Consider the following 12562-nt stretch of genomic DNA (forward strand, 5'->3'; position numbering starts at 1 on the left):
ATAAGAGCTTAACAATGATCACAATGAGGAGACTGCTTGGTTACCACCAGGCTTCGACCTGTACGCCGAAGTTCCAGGTGTTGTTACTGGTGTTGTCCTGGAAGCTGTGTCCGTCTTCTGAGTCATTCAGGTAAGAGGCAAACAGACGCAGTTCCGGGCGTGACATAAATTCGGGACCGGCTGCGAGACCCAGCGCCAGCGTATATTTCTGACCCGCCTGTTTGTAGTCGCTGCCGACTTTGTTCTCATCTTTCTGCCAGAAACTACCCACTTCGCCGATGCCGCGGACATACTGTGTGAACTGATACTGACCACGACCCACCAGCGACAGCAGGGTGCTTTTGCTGGTCTGCGCGGTGACGTCATCCGCTGAACCCCAGGTAAAGACCTGATTCAGGGAGAACTTGTCGGTGATCGGCAGCAGGCCGGTATTGATTACGCGGTATCCGGTGGCATCGCGGGTATCGTTCCACATGTCATACCAGCCACCGCCCTGTGAAATCATATTTTGTGCCAGGCCTTTGTTAGCGTACTGGAACACCAGTTTCTGATAGCCGCCCCACATATCCTGACTGATTTCACTGGTGAGCATAACGCCGTTTTCCGCATCATACAGGCCACCATACTCTTCCTGCTTTTTGGTGGTGTTCGGCATGGCGTAATCAATACCAAACTCGGTCCAGGCGCCGCTCCACGGTTTCCAGCCAGCATACCGAAGATCGAGGTAGTTAATGTTGACGTCGTTATCGCCATCCACCCGGTAATCGACGTCATTGGCATCGCCACGGATCCAGGCAAAGGAGATCGCGCCCGGGCCCAGAGTGTAATTTTCGATACCCGCACCGGAGCCGGAGATATTCCAGTATTTGGTATCAATGATGTGCAAATCGTGACGCTGGTAGTAACGTTTACCGCCCCAGATCACCGCATTCTTGTCACCCGGCACCAGCCCTTTGATCTGCAGATTAAGCTGACGCAAACCAAACTGCGCATCGTCACCGAAGGTGGTTTCGTTATCGTTAGAACCGTCGGAGAACATGCTTACCATGGTGTCAACGTAAAAACTGACGTCATCCTTTTTGTAGACTTCGCTGCCCAGCTCAACCTCGCCGTAGGTGTCGGCTTCATTGCCGAGACGGCCAATCTTGTTCTTTTGATACTCTTCAATACCGCCATCCTGCGATACGCCAACGCCACCACGCAGATAGCCATGGAAATCAATGTTGTCGATAGCAGCATAGAGCGTCGGGGAGGTCAGGGCCGCAGCAAGCGCCACAGCAGCAGTACGTAACCTTGTTTCCATGTTATCCTCAATTTTATTTGTAATACGTTCACATGACAGCGGCAGTTAACGCTTTTTGTCAGATGAGTGACAAACAAAATCGCGATAATGTGTGATGCAGTGCAAATAAAGTGGCGGTATTTGTAACGATTAGTGAATCAGATCACCAAATCTCGTGATGTGAAGGTATGACTTTTACTTTTTATTTGCGCAATGTGACTGCGGTAACCTGGCTTATTCGGCTGCTGTGATACCATTCCGCCATCGGTAATCAGGGATGCGAATTATGAAATCAAAAAATGCCACCTTAGAGGATGTCGCCCGCCATGCTGGCGTCTCTTATCAGACGGTTTCGCGGGTTTTGAATAAGTCGGCAAACGTCTCAGAATCAACGCGGCGCAAGGTGGAGCACTCTATTGAAACCCTGCGCTACGTGCCAAACAGACTTGCGCAACAGCTGGTGGGTAAGCAGAGCACAACGCTGGGTCTGGTGACCACATCGCTGGCGTTGCATGCTCCTTCGCAGGTGGCCGCTGCGGTTAAACGATATGCCAATGCCGCTGACTATCAGGTGCTGATCGCCATGATTGATGAGAACGTCAATCAAAGTCTGCAGAATTGTATCAATGAGCTTAAGTCGCAGCGCGTGGATAAGGTGATTATCAACGTCCCGCTGGAGAGCAGTGATGCGGAGCAGATCGTGCAGGAGAACGACGATATCCTGTGCCTGTTTCTTGATGTTGATCCCTACAGCGCGGTGTTTAACGTTTCGTTTAACCCGGCTGACGGTACCCGTGCCAGTGTCAAATATCTCTATGAGCAGGGGCATCGGGAATTTGCTCTGCTGGCCGGGCCAGAGGAGTCCGTTTCTGCCAATCTGCGGTTAAAGAGCTGGCTGGATACGCTGGAGAGCTATCGTCTGAAGCCGGTCAGCGTCAGCCACGGTAACTGGGATGCGCAAAGTGGTTACAACGGCGTGCTGCAGCTGCTGCGTGAAGCGCCGGAGTTCAGCGCGCTGCTGGTGGGAAACGATCAGATGGCACTGGGTGTGCTGAGCGCGCTGCATCAGCGCGGTGTAGCGGTGCCGGGGCAGATTTCGGTGATTGGCTACGATGACACCTATGAAAGTGCCTTCTTCCATCCGGCGCTGACCACGGTGTCGCTCGATCTTGATTTACAGGGCAAAGAGGCGGTCGCGCGTCTGTTGTTAGCCAGTGAGCAGGATGAGCAGCGTTCCTCTTCTATCCTTCCGGCAAAACTGGTGGTACGCAGCTCGACGGGTATCGCCGGTCAGCAGCAGCGTGATCTGAAGCAGATTGCTGAGCAGCTGCGGCTGCTCGCCAGTCGTCTTGAGTAGCAGAGCACCGCAAGCAGATAAAAAAAGCATAAGAACGCGCCGCTGCTATGCTCAGATCAGGATAACGATTCTGCATGTCGGAAAATTATCCGATCACTAAATCGGTCAGTGAACGGGCATTCTGCTTCGCGGTAATGCAGCCGACACGTTCAGCCCGGTTTCTCTACTCTCAGGGAGTGACATTATGTTGTGGCTTGAACAGGGGCTTTACCTCAGGATTGAAGAGTTAGCGCATGGCCCCAGGCCACTGCCGCTTTCCAGCGGTTTTACCCCGCAGACGGCTTATCGCGCGCTGGGCTGTTTTAACCCCTCTGAAACATCAGATGCTTACTACATTCTTTCAAATGACCGCGATGAAATATGGTTCATCTGTAACCGTCATCTGAGAACCGTTTTCTTTGATGCCAGCAACACGGCGTTTCGGGTGAAAATGCAGGAGCCAGCAGAGAGTCTGCCGGTACTCGCTGCTGCACCCGATGGTCAAATCGTCTCCTTTGAGCGCTCTGTCTGATGTAGCCTGTTACGCATCAGATAATAAAAAAAAGCCGCCATCGCTGGCGGCCTTGATTACGTTTAAGTCGATGCGTTATCTGTAAATCTGCCAGTAACGTCTTTTAACTCGCCGTGGCGGTCTTCATTGCCGGACGCTGGGGCAGTATCACCAGAAGAGCGATGATGATTAGCGCCAGCGTCAGTGAGGCACCGTAGCGGCTTAGCGCGAGTCCGCCTGAGGCAAGGGGTTTGTCCAGAAAGTCGCCGACCACGGCACCCAGTGGTCGGGTCAGGATAAAGGCCGCCCAGAAGAGCCCCGTACGCGAAAGTGATGTGAAGCGACTGGCCGCCCAGATGATTGCCAGCGCGCCAACAAACAGCAGGATCCCGCCATCGTAGCCCAGCCCTTCAGTGTCTGCCGTCCAGTCACCTAAGGCCGTGCCCAGGGTTTGTGAAAACATAATAGTGACCCAGTAAAAACTCTCTGTGACGCCGTTGCTCACTGAACTGACCGCAACCGTACCGCAGGTGATTTTCCACAGGAAAAGCGAGAGGATAAGCAGGGTGCTCAGCAGCAAGGTGCCCCCTAAATATCCTATGCCCAGAGAGCGATCGGCAAAATCTGCCATCGTCGTGCCGACCGTGGTTGTGGCCACCACGGTGAACCAGTAAATCCATTTGTTGAAACTGTGGCGATTTATCTGCACCACCACCGCGATCAGAAAGATGATGGCGAAAATCAGTGTCCCGGTCAGGTAACCGAGATTCATCGACATGGTCACCGCATCGCCGCCGGTTTCACCCAGGGTAGTCGCAGCGATTTTGGTTAACCAGAAAGCCGCGGTAACGGCCGGAACTTTACTGAGAGCGTGAGAAGCTGTGTTGTTATTTTGCATAGGGTGATACTCCGGAACAGCCCAACATGGGCTAATACAGAGACGATGTTATAAGATTAATCTTAAGAAAAGGTTAAGCTAAAGAAAACTATGACAGGAATTTTGATCACAGCTTGTCACTCGCTAAACCGGCATTTACCCTATGATTTAATGTAATATTTGCCCTGTCGGAGTGCAGTGTTTGGGCTGTTTCCCCTGTTAACCTATAAGAATTAATTCTGAGTTACTCTGTTTTCTTCTTAATTTTCAGGCGATGCAACGAGTGAAAGCCTGCCGGTTTAATCAGGTAAAAATTGCAGAAAAAGTAGCATCAGGGCGTGCGAGCCATGCCGGGGCAGTATTGCCCTGATAATCAGCATCGGGGCAGGGTGGATGGCATAGCAACCCCGACGCTCTTATCCGGATATCACCAGTTTTGTCTGGTGGGAGAAACGATCAGGTCGTTGACGGTAACGTTCTGCGGCTGATTAAGTGCATACACCACCGCATTAGCCACATCCTGTGGGCTGATGGCTAATTTATTGAGTTCCTGAGCCACTTTACGGCCCTGAGGATCGCCGACTTTATCGGCCCAGCCGGTATTGATAACGCCAGGGCTGATGGTATTGACGCGTATCCCGTTATTAACCCCTAAGTCTTTGCGCATCGATTCTGTCATGGCATGGACGAAGAATTTTGTTGCACTGTAAACCCCTGCACCCGCATCAACCTGATGACCTGCAACCGATGCCATATTCAGGATCTGTCCCTCATTTTTCTTCAGCATAACGGGTAACACAGAGGCAATGGCGTTCAGATAGCCTTTGATGTTGACGTCGACCATTTTGTTCCACTCTTCCCAGGCAACGTCACTCCAGCTTGAGAAAAGCATCAGGCCCGCATTGTTAATCAGTATGTCTATGGCGCCGAAGATGTCACTGGCGAACTTCACCAGCGCCTGGGTTTCTTCCAGACGTGTAACATCGGTTACCAGGCCGACAGCGCGTCCCCCTTCAGCTTCAATCTGGCGTACCAGCGTATCGAGGCCGTTCTGGTCCAGTGCTGCCGCCACAATATTCACGCCATGACGCGCAAGTTCCCGCGCGGTAGCCGCACCAATCCCGGAGGATGCACCCGTAATAATGGCTGTTTTCTGTTGCAGGTAATTCATTTTTAATTCTCCTTCTGGTGAAAGGGGCGGGTGCTCACCCGCCATAAACCGTTATCAGCAGCTGGCTTCCGGCCAGTCGGTATAACCCTCTGCACCACCGCCGTAATAGGCTTCTTTCGGCGCGATGGTCAGCGCGGCACCGTAACGCAGACGCTTAACCAGATCCGGGTTGGAGATGAACAGGCGTCCAAAGGCAACCGCATCAATAATTCCGGCGTTGCGGCGGCTGATGGCCATCTCAAGGTCATAGTTGTTATTGCCAATAAACGGACCGTTGAACTGTGCGCTCAGCGCGTCCATGTCCACATCGGAAGGCACATCACGAGAGGTGGCCGTCGCGCCTTCAACGAAGTGCAGATAAGCCAGGTTGAACCGGTTAAGTTGCTGAATGAGGTAGCCGTACATCGCCATAACATTGCTGTCTGGCGGCGTGTTACCGGCATCAGGTGTGACCGGAGAGAGGCGGATACCGACTTTGTCATTGCCCCAGATGTTGATGATGGCTTCTGTCACTTCCAGCGTCAGGCGGGCGCGGTTTTCAATAGAGCCACCGTAGGCGTCAGTACGGTGATTGGTGGAATCACGCAGGAACTGATCGAGCAGGTAGCTGTTGGCGGAGTGCACCTCAACGCCGTCAAAACCCGCACGCAGGGCATTTTCAGCTGCACGTTTGTATTGCTCAATGATGCCGGGGATTTCTTCTGTTTCCAGCGCACGCGGCGTCGATACCGGCACAAAACCGTTTACGGTGTAAGTCTGTCCTTCAGCTTTGATGGCAGAAGGTGCAACCGGACGCTGGCCCTCAGGCTGCAGTTCCACGCTTGAAAAACGGCCCACGTGCCATAACTGGCAGACGATTTTGCCGCCTTTAGCGTGAACCGCATCAGTGACTTTTTTCCATCCAGCCACCTGCTCTTCGCTCCATATCCCCGGCGTAGCGGCATAGCCGCGTCCCTGCGGAGAGATGTTGGTGGCTTCAGAAATAATCAGGCCAGCCCCGGCACGCTGTGCATAGTAGGTAGCATGGAGTTCATCAGGCACACCCTCTTCACCGTAACGGCTACGCGTGACCGGTGCCATTACAATGCGGTTTGACAGCTGAAGACTGCCCATCGAAACAGGTGAGAATAAATCGGTACGAGTACTGTTGTCAGTCATATAAACCTCTTAATAGTTGACCGGTCGTCTAGTAGGTGGACAAAAAAAACCGGCTACTCGAGTAGCCGTGTTGTTGCGTTCATTGCCTGACTGAACGCTTTGTCAGGATCGTGGATTTTCGCCATCAGAGAAGCCCCCAGCCAGAGCTGATAGAGTTCTTCTGCCAGTTCAGTGGCATCCGTTACGGCGGGCAGGGAGCCATCTTCCTGACCGAGCCGGAGGCAGGCAGCAATTTTGAGCACAATTTCATGGGTGCCCGTTGCCAGCACATGCCGCATGTTATCGTACTGGTCGCAGACTTCCGCCCCCAGCTTGACCACGAGACATTTACTTTCAGGCAGGTCTGCGCCCTGGGTCGTTTTCCAGAAGGTAAAATAGCGCAGCAGTCGCTCTCTCGCCGTTCCTGTTCCGCCTAGCTGATGCTCTACTTCCAGCAAATAGTGGCTGAAGTAGTGCTCCAGCAGCGCCTCTGCAAACGCTTCCTTCGACGGAAAGTAGTAATAGAACGAGCCTTTTGGGATATCCGCCGCTTTTACAATCTCGGAAATCCCGACGGCGCTGTAGCCCTTATGAGTAATGATCGCCCTGGCCACATCAATGATGTGCTGCCGCATATCTGTCACGTTTCTTTTCATAATGTGCACACTCTAGTGAAAAACTGACCGGTCGTCTAGTAACTTTTAACCTGTTTCATGCTATCTGTTTCTGATTGTGAGCGGGTGAAGCAGTCGGGTGGCGTGCTGCCCGATCAATTTCAGGCTCTGAAGCGTCGCACCGTCTTTCGCCTCTATCGACATGCCTTCCAGCAGCGTATTCAGAACGGTAGCCAGCGCGACGGTGTTGGTATCTGCGGGCAGTTGCTTCTCCTGAACCGCTCTGACCAGCCTTTTTTCAAACAGATCTTTTCCTTCCTGCCTGAGAACGCTAACCGCCCTGACAACATCCGTCGATTCTGCTGAAACATTGATGGCTGCCAGCACCACCATGCAGCCGCAGGGCGCTGAAGGGGAGAGCAGAATATCGGCTGCTTCGCTAAAGAAACCGTCAATCGCTTCACCAATATCCTGCGTCTCCTCAAGCCGCAGCCAGGTCGCTTTCCAGTACTTCGTTTCGTAGTAGTTCACGGCCTCCAGAAAAAGTTTTGCCTTGTTGCCAAAGGCGGAATAGAGGCTGGGTGGGTTGATTTCCATGGCGGCGCAAAGTTCGGCAACCGATGCCGGCTCAAAACCTTTGCGCCAGAAAAGATCCAGCGCCTTCAGCAACGCTTTATCACGGTCAAAGCTTCGTGGCCGGCCTTTCGGCTTTTCAGTGGCAGCAGGCTGGTCAGGTATTTTCATAGACGGCCTCAATCATTCTCTTGACATATTACATAGTGAGCACTATACAATAATACTATTACGTAGTGCTCACTACAGAATTAAATCGACACAGTGGCTCGCCTTTTATCCCGCCTGCTCTTCCCCGGCAGGCTGATGTCGCGCTGAGTCGGTACGTGTCTGTGTCAGAAAATATCACCCAAAAGCGGGGTGTCTGAAGGGATACCTTGTTAATCAGAACGGAGAGAAAACAGATGAATAACACGACCTATGTGCAGGACTATAACGCCATCGTGGCAGTGCTGAATCAGTATAACGAGGGAGGAAAGCAGGCGAAAAGTGAGCTCATGAAGCCCGCTTTCAGCGACAGGGCGACCATTTTTGGTCTCGACAGTGACGGCAACCTCAGCGGCGGTCCAATTCAGGGATTGTTTGACACCATCGACACCGCATTCCGTCCTTCACCCGAAGCAAAAGCGGCTATCGTGCGCGTAGATATTGTTGGGTCTGCCGCCAGTGCCCGCATCGACACTGACGACATTTCTGGTTTCCGTTTCACTGATTTTTTTAACCTGCTGAAAGTGAACGATCGCTGGACCGTGGTCAGCAAGATCTATCACACACATACGGCAGACTGAACCAGGTCTGGTCAGCTGACCGTTGCAGCCTGCGTTTGCTGCGGGCTGCAAAAAAGTATTGAGACGAATAAAACAGTAAGGTGATTTTACGCCTGATTATCCGGTTGCTATTAATCAACATAATCATACCCCAGCGCTTTTGGCAGAGGTGGCATCATTAAAGATTCTGGCCCGATCGGCCGATAAACACTGGCTCATACTTCTGACACTGAATCCCGGGTTCGCTCACTTTTGTGCGGGCAGGGCGGCACCTCAGCAGCTGCAGACGGATAAGCGCAGCGTCAGCCGCCGTCAATGGCGGGTATTCTCGCAATGATGAACCTGTCTCCGGATCCTCCTTCAGCTACAGGCGGACATTAACGGTTATAATCAGGTCTGTAGCGACGAGTATTGAGCCTGTTTAATATCGTCAGCGACGTCGGAGTCGGCCGCCATGAACACAATGATCAAACCCTCTTTTACCGCTGTCTGGTCTACAGACGCCCAGGGTATCTGCGTCGCCAGTCAGGAAAGCCCTGCTGGTCTGATGCCTGAACTGAAGGGTGTGACGCTGAGTTCATGGCTGAGACTGGCACAGGCCGACGACGATGCAAAGATCGCGCTGCAACTGACCGCTGCGCTTGATTTCCTGACGCCTTTTCATATTGAAGTGCCGATCAACTGTCTGGATGGCAAGACGCGTCGGGTTATTGTATCTGGCCTGCCGGATCGCCAGCCTGGCACGTCCCGTCTGCAGTATAACGGCTTCATTCTTGATGTGACCGGACAGCGTAAAGCGCTGGAAGATGCGCTGCGCACGGCGGCAGAATATCGTCTGTTAATTGAAAACAGCACCGATCTGATTGCCCATTGCGACGCGGATGGCCGGTACGTTTCAATCTCGCCCTCTTATAGCGAAATGATTGGCTGGACAGCCGAAGAAGTTGTCGGTCAGCTGGTGGTGGATTTCCTGCATCCCGATGACCGCGGCCCCGCCTCTGAAGCTCTGGCCTGCATCTTCAACGGGGGAGTGCTGCCGGACGTCGTTGAGGTGCGCAAGCTGCATCGTGACGGCCACTACATCATTCTGGGCACCAAAGCCTGTGGCGTCATCAATCCCTCTACCGGCAAAAATATCGGTGCAGTTCTGGTGTCGCGCGACATTACGCGAGACAAAGAGAGGATGCGCAATCTGGAGAAGCTGGCAACGCTGGATACGCTGACCGGGCTGCATAATCGTACCTGGATCAACGACCAGGTCGGGCGCATGCTGGCGAAGGTGGATGATGAGGCCTATACGACGGTGATGTTTATCGATCTGAATGGCTTTAAGGCGGTGAACGATTTGATGGGCCACGCGACAGGGGATGCCTTGCTGCAGCAGGTCAGTGAACGGCTGCAACGCTGTATGCGTCCGGGCGACTCACTGGCGCGACTGGGCGGAGATGAATTTGTTGTGGCGGCAAAGTGCAGAAATCGCGATACAGCCGCTGCCATTGCCCTGCGTATTATTGAAAGTCTGCACGCGCCATTCGCCATTGATAATATGGATGTGCGCATTGGCGCGGCTATCGGTATCAGCCTTGCCCGCTTTGGGACGGCATCGGCCAAAATATTATTCGAAAACGCGGATAAAGCGATGTACCAGGCCAAAGCCCGACGTGATGGGTCGTATCAGTTTTTTGAGTCAGAAGAGCCTTAGTCGATGCATATGATTGCTGGTATGACCTTCCGGATTTGAAGGTAATAGATCTTACGTTTAACGCTTTGCCGCCTGTTCCCGCAAGGATACATTTCCTGAACGCCTGATTAACCCGCCTTATATTCTGAAACCGCGTGCCACGGCAGAAAGATTTTCTGTTTCAGGCACAAAAAGAAGTCTGTTGCTGATGACCAAAATCTATGTGCAAGACAGGTTACTGAATTCACTCAAACGTCTGTGATGAACTGGCCTGAGTGACTTCGCGAAACTCCGCGTACGGCAATTCATTGCGTCAGTTTATTATTTCTGTTGGTTTTTCACTTTCGGGAGACCAGTAACCCCCACTGCCATGATAGGTTTCAGCTCCCAGCACGAACGAGGTTCCGCAATGATTACATGCAAAATGGTAATCAACGATATCGCCCCAAATCATCTGTTCAGCACATTCAGAAAAGGTGTACTGATTCCAGTTATTGATGGTTGAAACTTCGGAAATGATCTCTTCTTTAACTGCGTTATGTGCAATACGTATTGCCAGGCGCAACTTACGAGGTTCCCGTATAACGTATTTAACACATAGATCCTGACAGAACTCACAACTCACTCTGTAAAACCTCCCTTTTATCTGAATGTTCAGGTGTAGAGCTATCGCAGGACACTGTTTTGCACTTTATATCCCACCTGAAGGGACAGTCGCTTTCACTTCATAAAGTTTAAATGTGTTCTTTAGTACTCATTGTATTCATTGTGAGACAGAACGCCGGTCCATGATTTCTTTCACGTAATGCTCTATAACAATGTGATGTTCATGGCTTATCTGAGAAATGAATGTTTGCAGGAAATCGGGTGTGGAGTGAAGGGTGTTCGTGACCAGTTTATCGAAGTCTTTCTGGGTGAAGTGGTCATAGCCTTTTAGCGTCGAACGCTGGAGCAAGGTATGCGCAGCAATTTCGAGCACGGCACGTCTGTAATCATCAGAAAGCAGAATATCCAGATCGTGCCGGCTGATCTCAAAGGCAAACTCATAGCTGATAAAACCAGAATCGACAGGCAATGAGTAGGTCAGTTTACCTTCCTCCTGTGTCACATGAGGTTCGTATCCGTCACCCATGAGGCGAACTGATTGCATATTAATCTCCTGCTCTTTCAGCCCTGGGTTGTTACTTCAACAGTTTAAAACCACCGGAATCGATATTATTCCGCTTCTGACGACGAGCGCAGATACTCACAATATCAGATCGTTCGATAGCGGAAGTTCCCGGTTGTTCACCTGTTCGCTAACGGCAAAACTGACAAAGTGGTATGCCTGTTACGGAGAGTCATGTCAATCGTGAGCAGTGAGCTAAAGTTTTCCAGGTGACTTTATGAGCCGGTCGCCTCTCCCCACTATTTTCGAGACAAAAAATAGCAGAGAGGAAGTCGTCGCTTACACGTTCTGGAAAAATCATCAGGCGATGCTTCTGAAAGGTCTTTAGCGCCCAGCCCATACCTCCTGTTTTCTTGTCTGCCACGGATAGGTGCTTTTAAGCTGACCCGCCAGTGCCAGCAATAAATTCTCCTGATTAAATCCTGCACAGAACTGCATGCCAATCGGCAGATTATGGGAAGAAAGGAGCCCAGAGGAACAGACATCGCGGGGGTTACGCACACGTTCGCCAGCGCAGTAAACGGTGACTGATTGAAAACGTGATGTTAGCGCATCGACTGGCTGCTTTGAGCGAAAAGCGGACATTGGCCATGTGCTAAAGAAGAAAATTGCGTGGTGTTAATTCCAGAATGGAACGAAATGCAGCGGTAAATGCAGCCGGACATGAGAAGCCCAGTTGGTAGGAGACCTGCTTAATTGAGATGCCATTGGCGAGGAGATCTAATGACGCACAAATTCTTGCTCTTTGCTTCCAGGTTCTGAAGCTGAAGCCCGTATCCTTAATAAACATTCGCGAGAAGGTGCGTTCAGACATATTGGCAATATGGGCCAGATCGCTTAGAGACGCTTCCCAGCGGTGACTGACCAGTAACTCTTTGGTTGCCCTGTTTAAGCGCTCATCATGCGGCATAGGTAGCTCCGCGGTCAAAGGCTTTGCCTCACTGAGAATTTCTAAAATTAACAGCGCCATTTTACGCTGGCTCGGTCCAGTGTAGTCGGCATTGAAAAGCCCGGCTATCAGCTCTTTCACCAGTGCGGTGGCTGTAATCACATGCACCTGACGACTCTTAGTAAAATTCAGGCATTCTTCAATAAGACTGCTACTGAAATAAATGGCCCGTAAGTCGGTGTGGGATAGCAGATTGTAGCTGTGAATCTGCAGAGGCGGTAGCCATAATGCCCGCTGAGGGGGGATCACCCAACGATTGCCCTCTGTTTCGACCAACATAACGCCCCTGGTAGCAAATAATAGCTGTCCTTCAATATGATGATGAGGAGGATCGGTCTCTCCGCGTTGATAGCTGATGGCGGTGCTAGACCATCCCGTCGCTTCATCATGTCTTGGCGCTTTATCTATGCTACCTGGCATTTCAAATTTAGTTCCTGCAGTTATCTTAGTTGGACTCACCCGATTCATAACATCCCGACAGGGTGAAACTTGAAAA

At 51.7% G+C, this 12562-nt stretch carries 13 protein-coding genes; 4 read left to right on the forward strand and 9 right to left on the reverse strand.

Annotation, left to right across the window (positions count from 1 at the left end):
• Window positions 1-40 precede the first annotated feature (40 nt).
• On the reverse strand, window positions 41-1303 hold the full coding sequence (locus GVJ63_RS11740) for a maltoporin (protein WP_022624645.1): 1263 nt from the start codon (window positions 1301-1303) through the stop codon (window positions 41-43).
• Window positions 1304-1568: 265 nt separating this feature from the next.
• On the opposite strand from GVJ63_RS11740, the gene GVJ63_RS11745 reads away from it, so the two are divergent.
• Window positions 1569-2639, forward strand: coding sequence for a LacI family DNA-binding transcriptional regulator (locus GVJ63_RS11745; protein WP_010259142.1), 1071 nt, complete (start codon window positions 1569-1571; stop codon window positions 2637-2639).
• Between the two features lie 184 nt (window positions 2640-2823).
• Window positions 2824-3150 carry a hypothetical protein gene (locus GVJ63_RS11750; RefSeq protein WP_159226904.1) on the forward strand — a complete coding sequence of 109 codons (327 nt, stop codon included), beginning with the start codon at window positions 2824-2826 and terminating at the stop codon, window positions 3148-3150.
• Window positions 3151-3253: 103 nt separating this feature from the next.
• On the opposite strand, the gene GVJ63_RS11755 is transcribed toward GVJ63_RS11750, so the two are convergent.
• The 5 genes from GVJ63_RS11755 to GVJ63_RS11775 all read right to left on the reverse strand — a co-directional run bounded on the left by GVJ63_RS11755 (window position 3254) and on the right by GVJ63_RS11775 (window position 7672).
• On the reverse strand, window positions 3254-4027 hold the full coding sequence (locus GVJ63_RS11755; protein WP_022624647.1) for a membrane protein: 774 nt from the start codon (window positions 4025-4027) through the stop codon (window positions 3254-3256).
• Window positions 4028-4433: 406 nt separating this feature from the next.
• Entirely contained in the window at window positions 4434-5177 is a 744-nt protein-coding gene (locus GVJ63_RS11760) for an SDR family oxidoreductase (RefSeq protein WP_122890060.1), read from the reverse strand.
• 54 nt (window positions 5178-5231) lie between these two features.
• Window positions 5232-6335 (reverse strand): alkene reductase, encoded by a 1104-nt coding sequence (locus tag GVJ63_RS11765; RefSeq protein WP_159226905.1) that lies wholly within the window; start codon window positions 6333-6335, stop codon window positions 5232-5234.
• Between the two features lie 53 nt (window positions 6336-6388).
• On the reverse strand, window positions 6389-6970 hold the full coding sequence (locus tag GVJ63_RS11770) for a TetR/AcrR family transcriptional regulator (protein ID WP_235038348.1): 582 nt from the start codon (window positions 6968-6970) through the stop codon (window positions 6389-6391).
• Between the two features lie 60 nt (window positions 6971-7030).
• Window positions 7031-7672, reverse strand: a complete 642-nt coding sequence (locus GVJ63_RS11775; protein ID WP_060678978.1) for a TetR/AcrR family transcriptional regulator — start codon at window positions 7670-7672, stop codon at window positions 7031-7033.
• A gap of 233 nt (window positions 7673-7905) precedes the next feature.
• Here GVJ63_RS11775 and GVJ63_RS11780 point away from each other — a divergent pair, with 233 nt between their 5' ends.
• Window positions 7906-8289 (forward strand): nuclear transport factor 2 family protein, encoded by a 384-nt coding sequence (locus tag GVJ63_RS11780; RefSeq protein ID WP_010670660.1) that lies wholly within the window; start codon window positions 7906-7908, stop codon window positions 8287-8289.
• A gap of 433 nt (window positions 8290-8722) precedes the next feature.
• A complete protein-coding gene (locus GVJ63_RS11785) occupies window positions 8723-9970 on the forward strand; it encodes a sensor domain-containing diguanylate cyclase (RefSeq protein WP_033780070.1) in 1248 nt (415 codons plus the stop codon).
• A 292-nt stretch (window positions 9971-10262) separates the two neighbouring features.
• On the opposite strand, the gene GVJ63_RS11790 is transcribed toward GVJ63_RS11785, so the two are convergent.
• The 3 genes from GVJ63_RS11790 to GVJ63_RS11800 form a co-directional block, all read right to left on the reverse strand.
• Complete coding sequence (locus GVJ63_RS11790; RefSeq protein ID WP_228312711.1) at window positions 10263-10514, reverse strand: hypothetical protein; 252 nt, start codon at window positions 10512-10514, stop codon at window positions 10263-10265.
• Between the two features lie 198 nt (window positions 10515-10712).
• Window positions 10713-11099 (reverse strand): hypothetical protein, encoded by a 387-nt coding sequence (locus GVJ63_RS11795; RefSeq protein ID WP_159226907.1) that lies wholly within the window; start codon window positions 11097-11099, stop codon window positions 10713-10715.
• A 613-nt stretch (window positions 11100-11712) separates the two neighbouring features.
• On the reverse strand, window positions 11713-12486 hold the full coding sequence (locus tag GVJ63_RS11800) for a helix-turn-helix transcriptional regulator (RefSeq protein WP_010259125.1): 774 nt from the start codon (window positions 12484-12486) through the stop codon (window positions 11713-11715).
• Window positions 12487-12562 lie beyond the last annotated feature (76 nt).

It is taken from the genome of Pantoea sp. 18059, from assembly GCF_902706165.1.
In the GTDB taxonomy this organism is placed as follows: domain Bacteria; phylum Pseudomonadota; class Gammaproteobacteria; order Enterobacterales; family Enterobacteriaceae; genus Pantoea; species Pantoea agglomerans.

What these genes read in the sequence shown, in the direction of transcription:
- GVJ63_RS11755 (WP_022624647.1), bottom strand. Translation starts at nt 4,027, where the DNA reads ATGCAAAATAACAACACAGCTTCTCACGCTCTCAGTAAAGTTCCGGCC.
- GVJ63_RS11750 (WP_159226904.1), top strand. Translation starts at nt 2,824, where the DNA reads ATGTTGTGGCTTGAACAGGGGCTTTACCTCAGGATTGAAGAGTTAGCG.
- GVJ63_RS11760 (WP_122890060.1), bottom strand. Translation starts at nt 5,177, where the DNA reads ATGAATTACCTGCAACAGAAAACAGCCATTATTACGGGTGCATCCTCC.
- GVJ63_RS11770 (WP_235038348.1), bottom strand. Translation starts at nt 6,970, where the DNA reads ATGAAAAGAAACGTGACAGATATGCGGCAGCACATCATTGATGTGGCC.
- GVJ63_RS11765 (WP_159226905.1), bottom strand. Translation starts at nt 6,335, where the DNA reads ATGACTGACAACAGTACTCGTACCGATTTATTCTCACCTGTTTCGATG.
- GVJ63_RS11795 (WP_159226907.1), bottom strand. Translation starts at nt 11,099, where the DNA reads ATGCAATCAGTTCGCCTCATGGGTGACGGATACGAACCTCATGTGACA.
- GVJ63_RS11775 (WP_060678978.1), bottom strand. Translation starts at nt 7,672, where the DNA reads ATGAAAATACCTGACCAGCCTGCTGCCACTGAAAAGCCGAAAGGCCGG.
- GVJ63_RS11800 (WP_010259125.1), bottom strand. Translation starts at nt 12,486, where the DNA reads ATGCCAGGTAGCATAGATAAAGCGCCAAGACATGATGAAGCGACGGGA.
- GVJ63_RS11780 (WP_010670660.1), top strand. Translation starts at nt 7,906, where the DNA reads ATGAATAACACGACCTATGTGCAGGACTATAACGCCATCGTGGCAGTG.
- GVJ63_RS11745 (WP_010259142.1), top strand. Translation starts at nt 1,569, where the DNA reads ATGAAATCAAAAAATGCCACCTTAGAGGATGTCGCCCGCCATGCTGGC.
- GVJ63_RS11740 (WP_022624645.1), bottom strand. Translation starts at nt 1,303, where the DNA reads ATGGAAACAAGGTTACGTACTGCTGCTGTGGCGCTTGCTGCGGCCCTG.
- GVJ63_RS11785 (WP_033780070.1), top strand. Translation starts at nt 8,723, where the DNA reads ATGAACACAATGATCAAACCCTCTTTTACCGCTGTCTGGTCTACAGAC.